The organism is Nesterenkonia sandarakina, from assembly GCF_003003175.1.
In the GTDB taxonomy this organism is placed as follows: Bacteria; Actinomycetota; Actinomycetes; order Actinomycetales; family Micrococcaceae; genus Nesterenkonia; species Nesterenkonia sandarakina_A.
This window is the reverse complement of sequence record NZ_PVTY01000013.1, coordinates 43,151-61,196: the sequence shown is the minus strand read 5'-3', so window position 1 is coordinate 61,196 and position 18,046 is coordinate 43,151. Positions and strand designations below refer to the sequence as shown.

Annotated in this window: 14 protein-coding genes and 2 pseudogenes; 11 read left to right on the top strand and 5 right to left on the bottom strand. The window is 69.1% G+C overall.

Annotated elements, in window-relative coordinates:
* Nucleotides 1–2: 2 nt before the first annotated feature.
* Nucleotides 3–170, bottom strand: coding sequence for a hypothetical protein (locus BCL67_RS15515; protein ID WP_166645872.1), 168 nt, complete (start codon nucleotides 168–170; stop codon nucleotides 3–5).
* Nucleotides 171–274: 104 nt separating this feature from the next.
* Here BCL67_RS15515 and BCL67_RS11340 point away from each other — a divergent pair, with 104 nt between their 5' ends.
* The 4 genes and pseudogenes from BCL67_RS11340 (at nucleotide 275) to BCL67_RS11325 (ending at nucleotide 7,285) form a co-directional block, all read left to right on the top strand.
* Complete coding sequence (locus BCL67_RS11340; RefSeq protein ID WP_258174995.1) at nucleotides 275–2,566, top strand: transglycosylase domain-containing protein; 2,292 nt, start codon at nucleotides 275–277, stop codon at nucleotides 2,564–2,566.
* Between the two features lie 23 nt (nucleotides 2,567–2,589).
* Nucleotides 2,590–3,522: a metallophosphoesterase gene (locus BCL67_RS11335; protein WP_258174993.1), complete on the top strand. Its 933-nt coding sequence runs from the start codon at nucleotides 2,590–2,592 to the stop codon at nucleotides 3,520–3,522.
* 12 nt (nucleotides 3,523–3,534) lie between these two features.
* On the top strand, nucleotides 3,535–5,418 hold the full coding sequence (locus BCL67_RS11330; protein ID WP_106123544.1) for an ABC transporter ATP-binding protein: 1,884 nt from the start codon (nucleotides 3,535–3,537) through the stop codon (nucleotides 5,416–5,418).
* Nucleotides 5,411–7,285 (top strand): annotated as a pseudogene (locus BCL67_RS11325) (ABC transporter ATP-binding protein). Before BCL67_RS11330 ends, BCL67_RS11325 begins: the two are co-directional and overlap by 8 nt.
* Nucleotides 7,286–7,290: 5 nt before the next feature.
* Here BCL67_RS11325 and aroQ read toward each other — a convergent pair.
* Nucleotides 7,291–7,743, bottom strand: coding sequence for a type II 3-dehydroquinate dehydratase (aroQ, locus tag BCL67_RS11320; RefSeq protein WP_106123543.1), 453 nt, complete (start codon nucleotides 7,741–7,743; stop codon nucleotides 7,291–7,293).
* Between the two features lie 129 nt (nucleotides 7,744–7,872).
* A complete protein-coding gene (gene acs, locus BCL67_RS11315; protein WP_106123542.1) occupies nucleotides 7,873–9,885 on the bottom strand; it encodes an acetate--CoA ligase in 2,013 nt (670 codons plus the stop codon).
* Between the two features lie 119 nt (nucleotides 9,886–10,004).
* Between acs and nth the strand changes: the two genes are divergently transcribed.
* Entirely contained in the window at nucleotides 10,005–10,787 is a 783-nt protein-coding gene (gene nth, locus BCL67_RS11310) for an endonuclease III (protein ID WP_106123541.1), read from the top strand.
* 163 nt (nucleotides 10,788–10,950) lie between these two features.
* On the top strand, nucleotides 10,951–11,685 hold the full coding sequence (locus BCL67_RS16000; protein ID WP_106123540.1) for an NUDIX hydrolase: 735 nt from the start codon (nucleotides 10,951–10,953) through the stop codon (nucleotides 11,683–11,685).
* 363 nt (nucleotides 11,686–12,048) lie between these two features.
* On the opposite strand, the pseudogene BCL67_RS15995 reads toward BCL67_RS16000, so the two are convergent.
* Nucleotides 12,049–12,345 (bottom strand): annotated as a pseudogene (locus tag BCL67_RS15995) (PIG-L deacetylase family protein); the annotation flags it as partial.
* A gap of 479 nt (nucleotides 12,346–12,824) precedes the next feature.
* Here BCL67_RS15995 and BCL67_RS11290 point away from each other — a divergent pair.
* From BCL67_RS11290 to BCL67_RS11270, 5 genes are read left to right on the top strand one after another with little or no spacing between them, the layout of a single operon-like run.
* Nucleotides 12,825–13,946, top strand: a complete 1,122-nt coding sequence (locus BCL67_RS11290; protein ID WP_106123539.1) for a hypothetical protein — start codon at nucleotides 12,825–12,827, stop codon at nucleotides 13,944–13,946.
* Nucleotides 13,939–15,093: a TadA family conjugal transfer-associated ATPase gene (locus tag BCL67_RS11285; RefSeq protein WP_106123538.1), complete on the top strand. Its 1,155-nt coding sequence runs from the start codon at nucleotides 13,939–13,941 to the stop codon at nucleotides 15,091–15,093. Before BCL67_RS11290 ends, BCL67_RS11285 begins: the two co-directional genes overlap by 8 nt.
* On the top strand, nucleotides 15,090–16,046 hold the full coding sequence (locus BCL67_RS11280) for a type II secretion system F family protein (protein ID WP_106123537.1): 957 nt from the start codon (nucleotides 15,090–15,092) through the stop codon (nucleotides 16,044–16,046). Before BCL67_RS11285 ends, BCL67_RS11280 begins: the two co-directional genes overlap by 4 nt.
* Nucleotides 16,039–16,686: a type II secretion system F family protein gene (locus BCL67_RS11275; RefSeq protein WP_106123536.1), complete on the top strand. Its 648-nt coding sequence runs from the start codon at nucleotides 16,039–16,041 to the stop codon at nucleotides 16,684–16,686. The genes BCL67_RS11280 and BCL67_RS11275 overlap by 8 nt, the downstream gene beginning before the upstream one ends.
* Nucleotides 16,687–16,696: 10 nt before the next feature.
* A complete protein-coding gene (locus BCL67_RS11270) occupies nucleotides 16,697–17,002 on the top strand; it encodes an MTH1187 family thiamine-binding protein (RefSeq protein WP_106123535.1) in 306 nt (101 codons plus the stop codon).
* Here BCL67_RS11270 and BCL67_RS11265 read toward each other — a convergent pair.
* Nucleotides 16,989–17,954, bottom strand: coding sequence for a DUF4031 domain-containing protein (locus BCL67_RS11265; protein ID WP_106123534.1), 966 nt, complete (start codon nucleotides 17,952–17,954; stop codon nucleotides 16,989–16,991). The two genes, BCL67_RS11270 and BCL67_RS11265, sit on opposite strands and share 14 nt — an antisense overlap.
* Nucleotides 17,955–18,046: the final 92 nt, after the last annotated feature.

Below are 18,046 nucleotides of genomic sequence, written 5' to 3'. Positions count from 1 at the left end.
GCTCAGTTCCGCGGGCGCTTGAGGTAGGCGACGGGGGCGTTGCCCTCGGGGCCGGGCAGCACGGTGACCAGCTCCCAGCCGTCCTCGCCCCACTGGTCGAGGATCCCCTTGGTGTTGTGGATGATCAGCGGAATCGTGGCGTATTCCCATTGGGTCTCAGATGCACTCATAGCCTCAGACTAACGGACGCCCGTCGGGACCAAGAAGAGCCCGCCCCGATGCGCGCGACGTCACCTCCCGCGACCGGTTTGTGCTTGACGGTAAGATGAAGCCCATGGCGTCACGTAAATCCCCCCTGTTTGATACTGCCACCACGGTCGGCAAGATCATGTCCTTCCTGGGCGTGAGTGCTCTGTGCGGCCTGCTGGCAGCAGGGCTGATCTTCCCGCTCGCGGCCTCCGGCGGCGCTGCTGCGGCCGCCGGCACGGAGATCCTTGAGGACATCCCCGCCGAGCTGGCTGAGGAGCCGCTCAGCGTGCCGTCCCACATCTACGCCTCCGACGGCACCGAGCTGGCGACCTTCTACGCGGAGAACCGGCAGCCGGTGGCTCTGGAGGACATCTCCCAGGAGATGATCGACGCCATCATCGCCATCGAGGACGAGCGATTCTACGAGCACGGCGGGGTCGATCCCCGAGGCCTCTCCCGCGCGCTGGTGCACAACGCCACCTCCGACTCCCAGCAGGGCGCCTCCACGATCACTCAGCAGTACGTGAACAACATGCTGATCAACGCGGTGGTGCTCACCGGTGAGGGGCGACTGACCATCTCCGGCACCGGCCAGAAGACCTATGCCGACAAGCTGCGAGAGATGAAGCTCGCCGTCGCCGTCGAGCAGGAGATGACCAAGGACGAGATCCTTGAGGGCTACCTGAACATCGTTCTCCTGGGAGGCCAGACCTACGGTGTGGAGGCCGCCGCCCAGTACTACTGGGGCATTCCCGCCTCGGAGCTGAACGCGGCACAGTCCGCGGTCCTGGCCGGCATGGTGCAGTCCCCCAACGGCTACAACCCCGAGGTCAACCCGGAGGCGTCCCAGGGCCGCCGGGACGTGGTGCTCGGCGCCATGCTCAGCGAGGGTGTGATCTCTCAGGGGGAGTATGACGAGGCGATCGCCTCCGGACTCGGCCTGGACATCAACCGCGAAGAGGTCGGCTGCATCTCCGCCACCAAGGGCGAATACTTCTGCGACTACGTGCGCCGCGAGATCCTCGCCAGTGACACCTTCGGCCCCGACGAGGATGCCCGCGCAGAGCTGCTGGACCGCGGCGGGCTGCGCATCACCACGACCCTCGACCCCGACGCGCAGGTTGCCGCCGAGGAAGAGGTCGAGGCCACGGTCCCACGCAACGACAGCTCCGAGGCCGGCGCCGCGATCACTTCGGTGGAGCCCGGCACCGGCAACATTCTGGCCATGGCTCAGAACCGGACCTACGGTCCGGGCAGCGAAGGGTCGATCGGTGAGACCACGATCAACTACAACGTGGACCTCGCCGACGGCGGGACCTACGGCTTCCAGGCCGGTTCCTCGCTGAAGCCGTTCGTGGTCGCCGCCCATATCGAGGAAGGTGGAGCCACCGACGACGTGGTGGACGCCTCCGTCGCGGAGTGGGCCAACACGGAGCGCTGGGAGGCATCCTGCCTGGAGCGGGGATACACCACCTCAGACGACTCCTACGAGGTCGACAACGTCGAAGAGGACACGAACCGGCGCATGACGATCGACTACGGCGTCTACTTCTCGGTCAACACCGCAACCCTGGCCACGGCGTCCGATATGGACCTCTGCGCCATCACCGACGTGACTGACCGGCTGAACGTCCATACCGCGAGTGACGGCGAAGGCATCAGCCCGGCGAACCCCTCCTTCGTGCTCGGGTCCGACGGAGTCTCCCCGCTGACCCAGGCGGCCGCCTACGCGGCCTTCGCCGACGACGGCAACTACTGCCAGCCCCGCGCCATCCTCGAAGTCACCGACACCCACGGCAACGAATACAACGTCCCCGGGGAGAGCTGCGAACAGGTCATCGACGAGGACGTGGTCGCACAGGTGAACGACATCACGATCAATATCGCCGAAGGCACGATCGCCGCCGGCGATCCGCCGTTCCCGATGGCGGGCAAGACCGGCACCAACAACTTCGAGTCCTCGACCTGGTTCGTCGGGTTCTCCTCGGGCGTCTCCACGGCCAGCTGGGTCGGCAACACCGAAGAGATCACCTCCGGCTACGGGAACAACCGTCGGGCGATCAACGGCGAGACCTACGAGGACTTCTTCGGCTCCACGCTCGCAGCCCCGATGTGGCTGGCATATATGGAACAGGTCGGCGGGGACTACGACACCTCCGACTTCCGTGAGGCCGACGACTCACCGTTCGAGGACCGGCGCGACCTGGCCCGCTATCGCGACGGCGGCACCGTGTCCCGCGGGGGAGACTCCAGCGAGAACGAGTCGGACGACGACTCTGAGAACGACGGCGACAACAACGGCGGCAACGACGGCGGCGGCAACGGTGGCAACAACACCGGTGGCGGCAGCAACGGCGGCGGCGGAGACGACAACTGAGCGCCACCGCCTCCCTGAAGGTGGTGGGTCTGGGCGTCAATGACTTCCGGATCCGCCACGTCGCTGTGCCGCTGCGGGTCGGAGCGGGGCTTCGCATCCTGCACATCTCCGACATCCACTACGTCCCGGGACAGCGGAAGAAGTTCGCCTGGCTGCAGTCGCTGGCCGAGCTGAAGCCCGACCTGGTCATCAATACCGGAGACAACCTCTCCCACCCCGACGCCGTGGGCGAGGTGCTCGAGGCCCTGGAGCCGCTGCGGCAGTTCCCCGGCGTGTTCGTCGGGGGATCCAATGACTACTTCGCTCCCACCTGGAGGAACCCGCTGCGCTATTTCCGCGGTCCGTCCAAGCTGGACGCGGAGCCTGAAAGTCTGGACTGGCAGCGCCTGTTCAGCGGCTTCGAGTCCAGCGGCTGGAAGAACCTCAACAACCGCACCGCTTCGCTGACCGTCGCCGGGCAGCAGCTCAGCTTCTCCGGGATGGATGATCCGCACATCGGCCGCGACGACTTCCAGGGCTGGCCCGCATCCGGCGGCACGGAGCAGACTCCAGGCTCGGCGCAGGCTCACAGCGCAGAGGCCGAGCCGCTGCGCATCGGAGTCGCCCACGCGCCGGTCTCCGCCGCGCTGGACACGCTCGCCGGCAACGGCGCCGAGCTGATCCTCGCAGGCCACACCCACGGCGGGCAGGTCTGCCTGCCCGGCGGCCGCGCCCTGGTCACCAACTGCGACCTGCCGCGCTCCCAGGCCAAGGGCCTCAGCTCGGTCCAGGTTCCCAGTCAACAGCTGCCGGGTGGGCAGGGGCCGGGCAGAGAAGTCCCAGGCCGGCGAGCCGAGCCTGCCCGCGAGGTTCCGCTGCACGTCTCGGCAGGCATCGGCACCTCGCGCACCGCGCCGGTCAGGCTGTTCTGCCCTCCGGAGGCCACACTCATTGAAGTTCAGCACAAAACGACCTAGGTTAGTTGCTTGATGCAACGAGCGGCTGGAGTCGAGACGACTGAGACCCCCGAGCGTCCTCGCACGCTCTGGCAGGCCCTGACCCGGCTCGGGCCCTACCTCGACGGTCTCAAGCTGCGCTGGACCCTGGGTCTGCTCGCGGCGATCGGCGCCGGCGTCGTCGCGCTGTCCATCCCGCAGGTGCTCCAGGTCCTGGTGAACTCGCTGCTCGACGACGGGGCGCAGGTGAGCGCCGTGTGGATCGCCGGCGCGGTCATCCTCGGACTCGGCGTGCTGGAGGCCGGGCTGGTCTACCTGCGTCGATTCTTCGTGATCCCGCCGGCCTCGGATGCCGAGACCTCCATGCGGACCGGGCTCTTCGACAAGCTCCAGGACCTCTCTGCCTCCTTCCACTCCGCCTGGGGCGCCGGACAGCTGCAGTCCCGCGCGATCGCCGACCTGAACCTGCTCCGTCGCTGGTTCGCCTTCGGCTCACTGATGCTGATCACCTCGGTGGTCAGCCTGCTGGTCGGGTTCACCCTGATGGCCACGCTCTCACCGCTGCTCGCCGTGGTGTTCCTCGGTGCCGCGCTGCCGATCATGATCATCGGGCCGCGGTTCCGGCAGAAGTTCGTGCACTACTCGCGCGCCTCCCAGGACCAGGCCGGCGACGTCGCCACCAAGGTCGAGGAGTCCGTGCACGGGATCCGCGTCCTGAAGGCCTTCGGCCGTGGAGACTACGCGCTGGAAGGCTTCACCGAAGAGGCCGATGAGCTGCGCGACCTCGAGGTCTCCAAGGCCCGCACGCTGGCGAAGTTCCTGATGGCCATGGTGATCCTGCCTGAGGGAATCCTCGGGCTCTGCCTGCTGATCGGGATCTGGCAGGTCGCCAACCAGGAGACCACCGGCGTGACCATCGGAGCGCTTGCGGCCTTCTTCGCGACCGCCGCCGTGCTCAAGGGTCCGATCGAGGGCGTGGGCATGATGCTGGGCATGACCTTCACCGCGAAGACCGCCATCGACCGGCACGCCGATGTCATGGACACCGCCACCGAGATCACCTCCCCGGCCGATCCCGTCCGCGCCCCGGAGCGCGGCGTGCTCGAGCTCGACGACGTCCACTTCCGCTACCCCGACACCAAGACCGGGGAGCGCGACCTGATCGACGGGGTCACGCTGAAGGTCAGGCCCGGGGAGACCATGGCGCTGGTCTCCGCCACCGGCGGCGGCACCTCCACGCTGCTGAACCTGATCCCCCGGCTCTATGAGGTCACCGGCGGAGCGATCCGCGTCGACGGGGTGGACGTCAAGGACTTCAGCCTGGCCGACCTCCGCTCCCGGATCGGTGTCGCCTTCGAGGACCCGATCCTGTTCTCCACCTCTGTGAAGTCCAATGTGCTGCTGGGCACCTCTCACCTGCGCGACGTCGACGATCCGCAGAACCCGCACCGCGACGCCGCACCCGTGCCCGAGGAGCTCGACGCGGTGCTGCGCCGGACGCTGGTCACCGCCGACGCCGAATTCGTCGAGAACCTTCCTCGTGGCGCGGACACTCCGGTGGGGGAGGAGGGGCTGAGCCTCTCCGGCGGACAGCGGCAGCGCCTCGCGCTGGCGCGTGCGATCGCCTCCGCCCCCTCGGTGCTGCTGCTCGACGACCCGCTCTCAGCCCTGGACGTGCGCACCGAGGAGGCCGTGACCCACCGCCTGCGCGAAGTGCTGAACCGGACCACCACGCTGATCGTCGCGCACCGCCCCTCCACCGTCGCGATGGCCGACCGGGTGGCGCTGCTCGAGCACGGCCGGATCAGCGACGTCGGCACCCACGCCGAGCTTCTGGAGCGCAGCCCCGCCTACCGCGAGGTCATGAGCGCCAGCGTTCGTCCCGTCAGCGCCGAGGAGGTGCTCAGCCATGAGTGAGTCCACCAGCGAGTCCCGCCGACCGGTCACGACCGACGCCGCCGGCGACCGCTTCTCCCATCTGCGCGGGACCGCCGGCGAGGAGCAGATCCAGCTGGACAAGGAGGAGCGCCAGTTCATCCGGCGTCGTTCCTGGAAGCTGCTGGTCCAGCTCTCCGTCGGGGTCCGCCGGAAGCTGCTGATCACCGCGATCTTCGTGGTGATCGCCCAGGCCGCGCAGGCCTCGATTCCGCTGATCGTCGCCTGGGCCATCGACTGGGGCCTGCCCCGGATGACGGCGGGGCAGAGCTCCGGCATGTGGCTGCCAGGCCTGTCCTACATCGCCTGCGCCGTGACGGCGGGCGTGCTGATCTTCCACTACACCCGGATGACCGCCGAAGCCTCGCAGCAGATGCTCTTCACCCTGCGTGGGGAGGTGTTCCGCAAGACCCAGGCGCTGAGCCTGGACTTCCACGAGGACTACACCTCCGGCAAGGTGATCTCCCGGCAGACCTCTGACCTGGAGTCGCTGCGCGAGCTGCTCGACGGCGGGATCAACTCCCTGGTCCAGGGCATCATGTTCATGTTCTTCACCGCAGTGACCATCCTGATCATGGACTTCCAGTCCGGACTGGTGCTGCTGGCGGCGCTGATCCCGATCGCGGTGCTCGGCCGCTGGTACCAGCGCAACTCCGAGGTGGCGTATCGACGTACCCGGGTCTCCTCGGCGAAGATGATCGTGCACTTCGTGGAGTCCATGACCGGCATCCGCGCCGTGCAGGCCTTCCGCCGCGAAGACTCGCGGTCCCGGCAGTATCGTCGCCTCGCGGCGGACTACCGCGAGGACATGGTCCGCTCGATCTCACTGTTCGGGGTGCTGCAGCCCTCGCTGATGCTCATCGGCAACATCACCGTCACCGTGGTGCTGCTCTGGGGCGGATACCGCGTGCTCGAGGGCGATCTCGGGATCGGGGTGCTGGTCGCCCTGGTGCTGGCGACCAAACGCGTCTTCCAGCCGCTGGACATGATCGCGATGTTCTACAACTCGCTGCAGTCGGCCACCGCGGCGCTGGAGAAGGTCTCCGGGCTGCTGGAGGAGAGCCCCACGGTCACCGAGGCCCACTACCCGCGGCACCTGCCCGAGGCCCGGGGCGAGCTGGAGTTCCGGCAGGCCTCGTTCCGCTACGCCGAGGACGGTCCGGTGGTGCTCCACGCCTTGGACCTGCACATCCCCGCAGGCCAGACCGTGGCTGTGGTGGGACGCACCGGAGCGGGCAAGTCCACGCTGGCGAAGCTGCTGGCCCGGTTCTACGACGTCAGCGGCGGCTCGGTGAGCCTTGACGGGGTGGACCTGCGCGAGCTCGCCGTGGCCGATCATCACCGGCACGTGGCGATGGTGACCCAGGAGGCGTTCCTGTTCTCCGGCACCATCCGCGGCAACATCGCGCTGGGCCGCCCGGAGGCCTCCGAGCAGGAGATCATCGCCGCGGCCAAGGCCGTGGGCTGCCACGACCTGATCATGGAGCTGCCCGAGGGCTACGACACCGACGTCAACAAGCGCGGCGGCCGGCTCTCGGCCGGTCAGCGTCAGCTGATCTCCTTCGCCCGGGCGTTCCTGGCCGACCCCGCCGTGCTGATCCTCGATGAGGCGACCTCATCGCTGGACCTGCCCAGCGAGGCGCTGGTGTAGCAGGGTCTTGAGCGGCTGCTGGGCAACCGCACCGCGCTGATCATCGCGCACCGGCTCTCCACGGTCGCGATCGCCGACCGGGTCCTGGTGATCGACGACGGCCGAGTGGTCGAGGACGGCGCGCCGGCCGAGCTGGCGGCTCAGGGCGGGTACTACGCCAAGCTCGACGCCGCCTGGCGCAGCTCCATGGGCGCCTGAGCCGCTCAGCGCTGCTTCAGCAGCGAGGCCAGGTGATCGATGGCATAGCGGTAGCCGTTGAGCCCGGCGCCGGCGATCACCGCCGCAGCGGCGGGGGAGACGTAGGAATGCCGGCGGAACTCCTCGCGGGCGTGCACGTTGGAGATGTGCACCTCGACCACCGGGAGGTTCACCGCGCGCAGCGCATCGGCGATGGCGACCGAGGTGTGGGTATAGGCGGCCGGGTTGATCACGATGCCCGCCGCGCTGTCCTTCGCGGCCTGGATCGCGTCGATGATGGTGCCCTCGTGGTTGGACTGCAGCAGCTCGGCTTCGAGGCCGAGCGCGGCGGCGGACTCGCGGCACAGGGCTTCGATGTCGGCCAGCGTGGAGGCGCCGTAGATCCCGGGTTCACGGGTCCCCAGCATGTTCAGGTTGGGTCCGTTGATGATCAGCAGGCGGGGAGTCTCGGTGGGCATGCTCTCACCCTACCGGCCCTCTGAAGGCCCCACCACGCGCTGAGGGGCGGATTCTGCGAGCATTCTGCCCCCGCAATGGGGTGAGATGCCCGGAGAATCCGCCCCTCGACGCTGGGGTGGGGTGAGAGGCTACGCGGCGCCGTGCTTGGCGCGCATGTCCTCCGCGATGGAGAGCATCACGGTGGGATCGGCGAGGGTGGAGGCGTCTCCGGCCTCGCGGCCCTCGGCCACATCCTTGAGCAGGCGGCGCATGATCTTGCCGGAGCGGGTCTTCGGAAGCTCCGGCACCACCAGCACGTTGCGCGGCTTGGCGATCGGGCCGATCTCCTTGCCCACGTGGGCGCGAAGCTCCTGCTCGACCTCCTCCTTGTTCCCGCCCTCCGCGGAGCCGCGCAGGATCACGAACGCCACGACGGCCTCTCCGGTGGTCGCATCCTTGGCTCCGACCACGGCGGCCTCAGCGACCGACGGGTGGGAGACCAGCGCGGACTCGATCTCGGTGGTGGAGAGCCGGTGTCCGGAGACGTTCATGACGTCGTCCACGCGTCCCATGAGCCAGACGTCGCCGTCCTCATCGGTGCGAGCGCCGTCGCCGGCGAAGTAGACGTCGCCGAAGCGTGACCAGTAGGTCTCCTGGTAGCGCTCCGGGTTCTTCCAGATGCCGCGCAGCATCGCGGGCCAGGGCTCCTTGATGACGAGCAGGCCGGCCTCGCCCTTCTCCAGGGGAGTGCCCATCTCATCGACGATGCCGATGGAGATGCCCGGCACCGGCGTCTGCGCTGAGCCCGGCTTGGTGGCGGTGACGCCGGGAAGCGGAGCGATCATGTGCGCGCCGGTCTCGGTCTGCCACCAGGTGTCCACGATCGGGGCCGGCTCCTCCTTGGGGGCCATGCCGACGCCGTTGTTCGCACCGATGACGTCGCGGAACCACAGCCATGCCTCGGGGTTGATCGCCTCGCCCACGGTGCCGAGCACGCGCAGGGTGGAGAGGTCGAACTGGTCGGGGATCTCCCGGCCCCACTTCATGCAGGTGCGGATCAGCGTCGGCGCGGTGTAGAACTGCGTGACGCCGTACTTCTGCACGATCTCCCAGAGCCGCCCCTTGTGCGGGGAGTCGGGGGTCCCCTCGTAGATCACCTGGGTGGCGCCGTTGACCAACGGGCCGTAGACGATGTAGGAGTGTCCGGTGACCCAGCCGACGTCGGCGGTGCACCAGTAGACGTCGGTCTCCGGTCGCAGGTCGAAGCTGTCCCGGTGGGTCACCGCGGTCTGGGTCAGGTAGCCGCCGGTGGTGTGCAGGATGCCCTTGGGCTTCCCGGTGGTCCCGGAGGTGTAGAGGATGAACAGCGGGTGCTCGGAGTCGTGGGCCACATAGGCGTGCTCGGTGGACTGCTGCGGCACGACGTCGTGCCACCAGACATCGATGTCATCGTTGAAGGCGACCTCTTCGCCGTTGCGCTTGACCACGACCACGTGTTCCACGGTGTGCCCGGGCTTGGCGAGCGCGTCGTCGACGGCTGGCTTCAGCGTGGAGGGCTTGCCGCGGCGGTAGGAGCCGTCGGCGGTGACCACGAGCTTCGCCTCGGCGTCGTCCACGCGGGAGCGCAGCGCATCGGAGGAGAAACCGCCGAAGACCACGGAGTGGATCGCGCCGATGCGGGCGCAGGCCAGCATGGTCACGATCGTCTCGGGGATCATCGGCATGTAGATGGCCACCCGGTCACCCTTGGCGAGGCCGAGGGACTCGAAGGCGTTGGAGGCCCGCGCGACGTCGTCGGCCAGCTCCTGGTAGGTGATGCTGCGGGAATCGCCGGGCTCACCCTCGAAGTGCAGGGCGACGCGGCTGCCGTTGCCGGCCTCGACGTGGCGGTCCACTGCGTTGTAGGCCGCGTTCACCTCGCCGCCGACGAACCACTTGGCCACCGGCGCCTCGGACCAGTCCAGCACCTCGGTGAAGTCTTTGTCCCAGCTCAACACGGAGCGGGCCTGCTCTGCCCAGTAGCCGAGACGATCCTCGGAGGCCTTGTCGTAGCGCTCCTGGGTGGCGACGGCGTTCTTTGCGAACGTCTCGCTCGGGGGGAAGACCTGACCCGATTTCTGCATCGAGTCCAATTTGTTCTCTTGCTGGGGATTCTGGGTCATGCGGCTCCTCCTTGGATACTCCTGTGTTCCCGCTCACAATACATCTTTTCCCGCCCTGAGCCTGAGGTGGATATCACATAGCGGACACCCTGTTCGGGTGCTCCGTAGAATGGTCTGCGATGAGCCAAGAGACCCTGCTGGGAAAGAAGCGCCGCGTGCGCCGGATCAACCGTGTCCTGGGGGAGGTCTACTCCTACGCCGTGGCCGAGCTGGACTTCACCAACGCCTTCGAGCTACTGATCGCCACGGTGCTCTCCGCCCAGACCACCGATGTGCGGGTCAACGCGATCACGCCTGAGCTGTTCCGACGCTGGCCCGACGCGCACGCCATGGCCCACGCCGAGGAGGACGAGCTCGCGGAGGTGATCCGGTCCACCGGCTTCTACCGCGCCAAGACCCGCTCGCTGCTGGGGCTCTCGAACGCGCTGGTCAGTGAGCACGACGGCGAAGTGCCCGGTTCCCTGGACGCGCTGGTCAAGCTGCCCGGCGTCGGGCGAAAGACCGCGTTCGTGGTGCTCGGGGATGCCTTCGGCAGACCTGGGCTGACTGTGGACACCCACTTCGGTCGGCTGGCTCGCCGGCTGGGGATGACTCAGCAGCAGGACCCGGTGAAGGTGGAGCATGAGGTTGCGGAGCTCTTCGAGCGCCGTGACTGGACCGATCTGTCCCACCGGCTGGTGTTCCACGGCCGACGCATCTGTCATGCCCGCCGCCCCGCCTGCGGCGCCTGCCCGATCGCATCACTGTGCCCCTCCTTCGGTGCCGGCGAGGTGGACCCCGAGACGGCGGCCACGCTGTTGAAGTACGAGCTTGCGCCCGGGCGTGAGGAGCTCCTGGCCAAGATGCAGGCCGGGCACACGCGCCGGGAGCTGCGTGCGCAGGGATACCCGCTCAGTGCGTGACGCCGGTTCCGCCGCTCAGGGGGCAGATGCGCCGAGCCCCGATGCGCCGGGCTCTGATCCGCTCAGGTCTGAGGCGCCCGGTCCTGATCCATTCGGTCCGGAGGCGCCCGGTCCTGATCCATTCGGTCCGGAGGCGCCCGGTCCGGAGGCTCCGGGCGGGGGCATGCCTGCGGAGTTCTCGCTGACCGGCGCTGCGGTCCCGACCCGGCTTGAGGCGCTGCTGCAGCAGGGGCGCGACTACGCGCTTGCGCACCCTGAGTCCTCGGGATCCGGCGGCTGGTGGAATCAGAGCCCGGCCACCCGGCCGCCGAACAAGACCCCGGCAGGGATGGAGAACGCCCGGCAGGCGGCGGTGCTGATGCTCTTCTGTGCCCCCACCGCCGACGACGACGAGGCGCATCTGCTGCTGACCGAGCGTTCCCCGGGATTGAAGAAGCATCCCGGTCAGATCTCCTTCCCCGGCGGGGCCCAGGAGAAGTTCGACCGCGACCCGACGGCGGCGGCTCTGCGCGAGGCCCAGGAGGAGGTGGGGCTCGACCCCGCCCGGGTTCGGGTTCTCGGTTCCCTTCCGCCGGCTCCGGTGCCGATCAGCAGCTTCATGGTCACCCCCGTGATCGGCATGGCGGGTCATACCGGTGTGCTCCGTCCGCAGTCCGGTGAGGTGGAGCGCGTGCTCACGGTGAAGCTGGAGGCACTGATCCGCCCGGAGAACCGCAGGATGACCGTGCTGCGTCGCGCCGGCACGGTGTTCAGCGCCCCGGCGTTCCTTGTGGACGGCACCCTCATCTGGGGCTTCACCGGGATCCTGGTGGATCGGGTGATCAATCGGCTCGGCTGGGAAGAGCCCTGGGATGCCGGGCGCAGCGTGGACCCGGGGGACTACCTGCCGGGACTCTAGGGGCGGCCAGCTCATCCGGTGGACTGCGACGCCGAGCGCGTGGTCGACTCCCGGCAGGTCCGCCGCCTGGTCTGCGGCCATCGACTCCAACATCTGGCGGGTCTCGTCGGCGCCGCCCAGCTCGGCCAGGTACTGCTCGTGTGCCTCCAGCGAGGCGAGTCCCTGCTGCAGCGGCTCCCCGCTGATGTCGATCACATGGGTCGGTGCGGCGCCGAAGACCAGCAGCTCTCTCACGCCCCAGGGCTCGAGCAGCTCCTGCTCGAGGAGTTCGCGGAAGACCCATGGGTTGTCGGCATCGCGGACGGCGTCCAGCGTGGCGAGGCCGGTGGCGCGGTGGTCGGCATGGTTGAGTCCCCAGCCGACCTGCAGCTCCCAGGTCTGGGTCAGCACGACCTCGGGGCGCAGCTGGCGGATGCGGCGCGCGATCTGGCGCCGGGCATCCAGGGAGGCCTCCAGCGTGCCGTCGGGGAGATCCAGGATCACCAGGTCAGAGACGCCGACCAGCTCACAGGCTTGCCGCTGCTCCTCGGCGCGGATCTCTGCCGCCTCCTCAGGGTCTCGGCTGCGCATCCCGGCTTCGCCGGCGGTGAGCAGCAGGTAGGACACCTCTGCACCCTGGGCCGTCCAGCGAGCGACGGCGGCCGAGCCGCCGTATTCCATGTCATCGGGATGGGCCACGACGCACAGGACCCGGCGCAGGTCCGCGTCCGGATAGGTCGGAAGGGAAGCGGAGGCGGAGCTCATCGCCCCAGTCTAGGGGCGGGGAGCTTCGCCGGACAGAGCGGGAGTCACCAGTCGCCGAAGTGGCAGCCTCGACTGTCAGAAGACCACGCTGGACGTACGATGACGCTGTCGCATCAGTGGGTGTCGCCTCGACGGTGGTTCTCTCGGCCGCGACGTGGCAGCTGTTCAGCTCACCTCGGGATCACCGGACGTCTGCTTCACAGAGTGAGGCCACAGCTCAGAGCTGAGCGAGAGTCCTTCACACGTCTCCGCAGGACTCTCGGGCTCCGAGAATCCTCCGCACGGTTTTCCCCAGAGTTTTCCCCACCTCGGGAAGAACGGGGCGCTGCGCAGCCGGTCCCCACAGTTCCGCAGCCCCCGTGCACCTCCGCCGCCCAGATCGGCAGGGTGGGGGCATGGACGTGGAACCCCGGCTGCTGCTGATCACCGAAGATCGTGCGCTGCGCGACGACGTCGCGCTGATCGCCGCCACCGTGGGCGCCGCGCTCGAGTCTCGCCCGACCTGGGAGGCGGTGACGCCGCGGGAGTGGGCGGTCCTGATGTGCGGGGCCGACCGGCTGCCGCCGAGCCCACGGCTGGGGCGCGGAACGCTGCTGCTCGGTGACACGGCGGCAGCTCAGGGTGATGGGCAGCAGCTGTGGAGGCTCGCGGCGGAGCATCCTGGGCTGCAGCCGGTTCCGCTGCCCGCGGCGGAGGCCTGGTTGGCAAGACATCTGGGAGAGCGGGTGCTGGATCGTAGCCCGGGTCGGGTCTTGGCCGTGGCCGGTGTGCTCGGTGGTGTCGGGGCGAGCACGGTGGCGTATCTGCTCGCTGCCGAGCAGGCGGTGAGAGGTGCTTCGGTGCTCCTCGTCGATGCCGACCCGGCGCCCGGATCGGGGATCTCGGGGCTGCTGCCCGGGTGGGAGGGTCAGCCCGGAGCCCGGAACGGAAGAGTCAGGCGGGTCCGCCGCGGCGACGCGGAGCCTGGATCCGGTGACGAGCTCGGATGGGCGCAGCTCGCCGCTCTCGACGGTGAACTCGCCTCCCCACAGCTCGCGGCCGCACTGCCGGTTCGCGACGGAGTCCAGGTGCTCGGCGGAGCCCCCGGCGCCGAGGTGCGTCGGCGCATGCTGGAACCGGTGGTCCGCTCGGCCCGGCGCGTCTTCGACACGGTGGTCATCGACGTCGCGCGCGATGTCGACGCGGTCTCGCTGGTGCGCGAGCACCTGGATCACCTGCTGCTGGTCACGCCCTGCAGCGCGCGGGGAGCCTCAGCGGCCCTCCAGTTCAGTCAGTCCGAGTCGGGGGTGTCGTTGAGGCTGGTGGCCAACGGCGCATCGCACACCGGCTGGAGTCCATTGGAGCTGGCGGCGGCCACGGATCTCCCACTGGCCGGAGATATCCCCGAGCAGCGCTGGCTGCGGCGGGAGGATTCGATCGGCGCCGCCTACGAGCTGCTCCGATCACGCCGCGGAGCTGCCTTCATCGGGACACTCTTGGAGGTCCTGGACCTCCAGGAGCAGGTGCGGCATGAGTGACCGGCAGCTCGACTCGCTGCGGGAGTCGCTGACCAGCTCCGCCGAGCCGGTGACCGCTGCGCGGATCGCCGAAGCGGTCCGCGCCTCGGGGCTGGCGCTGGGGTCGCGCACCACCGCGGAACTGGTCCGGACGCTGCGGGATGAGCTGGTCGGGCTGGGACCGCTGCAGCCGCTGATCGAGCAGCCCGGCATCACCGATGTGCTCATCGACGGTCGCCGACAGGTGTGGACCGACGGTCGGGATGGTCTGGTCAGAACCGAGGTCCGCTTCTTCTCGGAGGAGCAGGTGCGTGGACTTGCCCGACGATTGATCGCGCTGTCCGGGGGCCGGCTCGATGAGGGCCAGCCCTGCGCCGATGGGCGGATCGGTGACTGTCGGATCCACGCGGTGATCCCGCCGGTCGCGGTGGAGGGGACGATGATCTCGGTGCGCATCTCCCGCGGCTCAGCGGCGACGTTGGAACAGCTCGCCCTCCAATGGGATGCGCCTGAGGTGTGGCTCCCCGTCCTTCGGGGGATCGTGGCGGCCCGGCTGAACTGCCTGATCTCAGGGTCCACGGGGTCCGGGAAGACCAGCCTGCTGGGGTCCATGCTCGCCGAGTGCCCGCACCATGAGCGGATCATCATCGTGGAGGACACCACGGAGCTGCGGCCAGACCATCCCCATGTGCTGCACCTCCAGCAGCGCCGCGGCAACGTGGAGGGAGCCGGTCAGCTCGGGATGGGCCAGCTCGTCCGTGAGACCCTGCGGATGCGCCCCGACAGACTGATCGTCGGGGAGTGCCGCGGCAGCGAGCTCAAGGACTTCCTCACCGCGATGAACACGGGACATCAGGGAGCGGTGGGGACGATCCACGCCAATTCACCGCACGCGGTGCCGGCCAGGCTCATCGCGATGGGGGCGCTCGCCGAGCTGCCACCGGAATCCGTGGCGCTGCAGGCCGGAGCCGCCCTGGACGCGGTGATCCACATGGAGCGTCGGCGAGGCCGACGGATGCCGGTGGCCATCTCATTGGTCCGCTGCGTGGAGCGGAGGCTTCAGATGGTGCCGGTCCTGCTCGCCGGAGACCTCGAACCGGGGAGTCGGGCCGACGTGCAGACCCAGGTCGGCTGGGACGAGCTGACCCGACGGATCGGCCTGCGGTGACCGATCTCGCACAGCTTCTCCTGGTGACCTGCGCCAGCGCCGCCATGTTCATCGCAGGGCTTCTCGGCATTCCCCCGCTGCGGGGAACTCCGATCGCAGGGCGCGGCCCGGAATTCCAGCCCACGGGACCACTGCTCACCGGTCCGCGGCGCACCGCGTCGCAGCTCGGGTGGGCGCGGCTCAGCGAGCTGCCGGTGACCTGGAGATCGAGAACCGGGGGTGACGTGGGTGACCTGCGGGGCAATGCCGGGTCTCTGCTGCACCAATACGCCGCATTGCTGCAGTCGGGGCGGTCCCAGGCCCAAGCGTGGACTGACCTGAGCGCCCATTGGCGCTCGCGGGAGGACTCGCACCCGCTCGCGCAGATCTGTGAACGGGCGGCCTCCGCAGAGCAGGCCGGCCTCGGTGCCGTGGTCGCGCTCCGACGCAGCCTCGCTTCCTTCACCGCGGGAGACCGCTCCAGGGCCGGTCCCTTCTCCAGGGACATCACCACGACCCGCAACGGGACCGGTGCCGATCTTCCCGCCGCCACGCTCCCGCGCACCGGTGCCCACCCCAGCACCGGCGTGGGCACCGGGCCCCGGCTCAGCCCCGCCGCCACCATCGTCCTGATCGAGGTGCTCCAACGACTGATCAGCATCCACGCACTCTCGCAGTCCACTGGGGCTCCGCTCTCCCGGCTCTGCCGCAAGGCAGCCGACTCGCTGGAGGACTCGGCCGCGCTCGACGGTGCCGTCCGCACCGCAGCCGCCGGCCCGCGCATGACCCAGCTCATCCTGGCGGCGCTGCCCGTCGGTGGATTGGCCATGGGTGCCCTGATGGGGGCGCAGCCTCTTGCCGTGCTGCTCGGTTCGCCGCTGGGGTGGGGATGCCTGGTGGCGGGACTGGGATGCATGGTGTTCGGCTGGCGCTGGAGCACCCGGCTGATCCGCGCAGTGGCCCTGCATGGCTGAGGCACAGGTGCTCCCAGCCCTTGCCTGCGCCCTGCTGACCGGGATCCTCGCGCTGATGCTGTCGGTCCTGCCTGCTCCGCCGCCGCAGAGTCGGCCGCGCGCGTTCGGACCGTACGACGGGGAACCCCGCACATCGGCGCCGCGCGTCGCCCGGCCGAGGCTCCCGCGGCGGGCCAGCTCACTCCGCCCGCGTGCCCAGCGGACGGTCCCGCAGCACCGGCCCGATGCCGCGACCCTGCTGGACCTCACGGCGGCGATGCTGCGGGCCGGAGTGGGCATCGAGCCCGCCGTGCTGCGACTCTCCGAGGACGTTCCAGGGTGCGCCCCACTGGGCCGGGTGCACCGCGGGCTCGTGACCGGGCAGCCATGGAAGGACGCCTGGTCCTGCGTGGATGCCCAGTCCCAGCTGCGCGAATTCGGCGAAGAGCTGGCATTCGCCCATGCCACCGGCGCGCCCACCGTGGAGCTGCTGGAACTGACTGCGGTCCAGGCGCGTCGGCGTCGCCGCGCAGCAGTAGAAGAACAGGCCGCCAGGCTGTCGGTGCAGATGGTGCTGCCGCTGGGGCTCTGCTTCCTGCCGGGCTTCATCCTGCTGGGTGTGATTCCGGTGGTGCTGGGACTGGTGCAGGAACTGGCGTAATCTGTGACGCATGTTGGCAGCCTTCTCCGTCGCGCCCGTCGCCGCAGACACCACCGATGGTTCGCTCAGCGCAGCCGTGGCCGAAGCCGTCCGCGTGGTGCGGGAGTCAGGGCTTCCCCATGAGACGACCTCGATGTTCACCACGATCGAAGGCGACTGGGACGAGGTCTTCGACGTCATCAGACGCGCCACGGAGGCGGTGGCGGCGGTCAGTCCGCGGGTCAGCCTGGTGGTCAAGGCCGATATCCGACCGGGATTCACCGGGCAGCTCACCGAGAAGGTGACCAGGCTCGAAGAGCGCCTCAGCGGCGACTGAGCTGCTCAAGCTCACGGGCCAGATTGACCCGAGCCTGGGGCTCCCAACGCTGGACCCCCGTGGCGGTGTGGAACAGCGACGGCGTGTCGAGTAGCCGCTCCAGCACCTGCGCCCGGCCGCGCAGGAAGTCCTCTTCGGCCACATGGCGGTAGTCCGCGCGCACCGCTGCCGTGTATTGGGCATAGCTCTCCGGAGTCCGGGCGAGCACCTCGAGGTCAGCGTCCACCAGGACGGCACCCCTGCGATCAGCAGGGTCGGGATCGTGATGCGTGGTGAGTCGGACCAGCCGGGCCGTCTCCTCCACCACGGGCCCGGGGAGCAGCGGCGCCAATCGGGCCTCTGCCAGCGTCGCTGACTCCTCCTCATCGGCTCCGACGACTCCGGCGTAGACGGCGTCGTGGAACCACGCCGCCAGGGTGACCACCGGACGATGCTCCGGTTCCAGCTCACCTGCTCGCGTCAACGTGCCCACTCCGCGCAGCACCGCGCTGAGGTGGGTCGGCGCGTGATAGTTCCGGTGCGGCTCGGACCATCGGGTGAGCAGCTCCTCACCCAGCGTCAGCCACGCCCCGTCCGGGGCGAGCCAGGAGGACAGCAGGGCGTCGTCGGCCGCGCTGCCGTGCTCGGCGGCGCTCCACTGCGCGCCCAGTCGCGCCCAGGCGCGCTGGAGATTGCGGCGAAGCTTCTCCGGGCGCTGCGCCGCGGGGATCCGCAGCCCGCAGCCGAGCAGGATCCGAGTCAGCTCACCACCGGAGACCGGCACCGCTCCCAGCACGGTGAGGTCTTCGAACAGGTGGGCTGGGACGTCGTAGTGATCCCGGTCGAAGGCGCGACGGCTGACCCCGGCGGCGCCGGCGATCTGATGCAGCTCCTCGAGCGAGTGGTCCGAGATCAGGTGGGAGAACACCGTGCCATGGGCAGGCCAGCTGGGTGGGTCGATGTAGATCGTCACCGTGCCACCTCCGTTTCCCTGTCGTCCGCAGCTCCCGGTTCCGTCCTGCGGAAAACACGAAACACCGTGCTCATCCGTATACGCCAGTCTAG

Coding starts and splice junctions, on each gene's coding strand:
- BCL67_RS15515 (WP_166645872.1), bottom strand. CDS start 170: ATGAGTGCATCTGAGACCCAATGGGAATACGCCACGATTCCGCTGATC.
- BCL67_RS11340 (WP_258174995.1), top strand. CDS start 275: ATGGCGTCACGTAAATCCCCCCTGTTTGATACTGCCACCACGGTCGGC.
- BCL67_RS11330 (WP_106123544.1), top strand. CDS start 3,535: ATGCAACGAGCGGCTGGAGTCGAGACGACTGAGACCCCCGAGCGTCCT.
- aroQ (WP_106123543.1), bottom strand. CDS start 7,743: ATGCCCACCGAGACTCCCCGCCTGCTGATCATCAACGGACCCAACCTG.
- acs (WP_106123542.1), bottom strand. CDS start 9,885: ATGACCCAGAATCCCCAGCAAGAGAACAAATTGGACTCGATGCAGAAA.
- nth (WP_106123541.1), top strand. CDS start 10,005: ATGAGCCAAGAGACCCTGCTGGGAAAGAAGCGCCGCGTGCGCCGGATC.
- BCL67_RS16000 (WP_106123540.1), top strand. CDS start 10,951: ATGCCTGCGGAGTTCTCGCTGACCGGCGCTGCGGTCCCGACCCGGCTT.
- BCL67_RS11290 (WP_106123539.1), top strand. CDS start 12,825: ATGGACGTGGAACCCCGGCTGCTGCTGATCACCGAAGATCGTGCGCTG.
- BCL67_RS11285 (WP_106123538.1), top strand. CDS start 13,939: ATGAGTGACCGGCAGCTCGACTCGCTGCGGGAGTCGCTGACCAGCTCC.
- BCL67_RS11275 (WP_106123536.1), top strand. CDS start 16,039: ATGGCTGAGGCACAGGTGCTCCCAGCCCTTGCCTGCGCCCTGCTGACC.
- BCL67_RS11270 (WP_106123535.1), top strand. CDS start 16,697: ATGTTGGCAGCCTTCTCCGTCGCGCCCGTCGCCGCAGACACCACCGAT.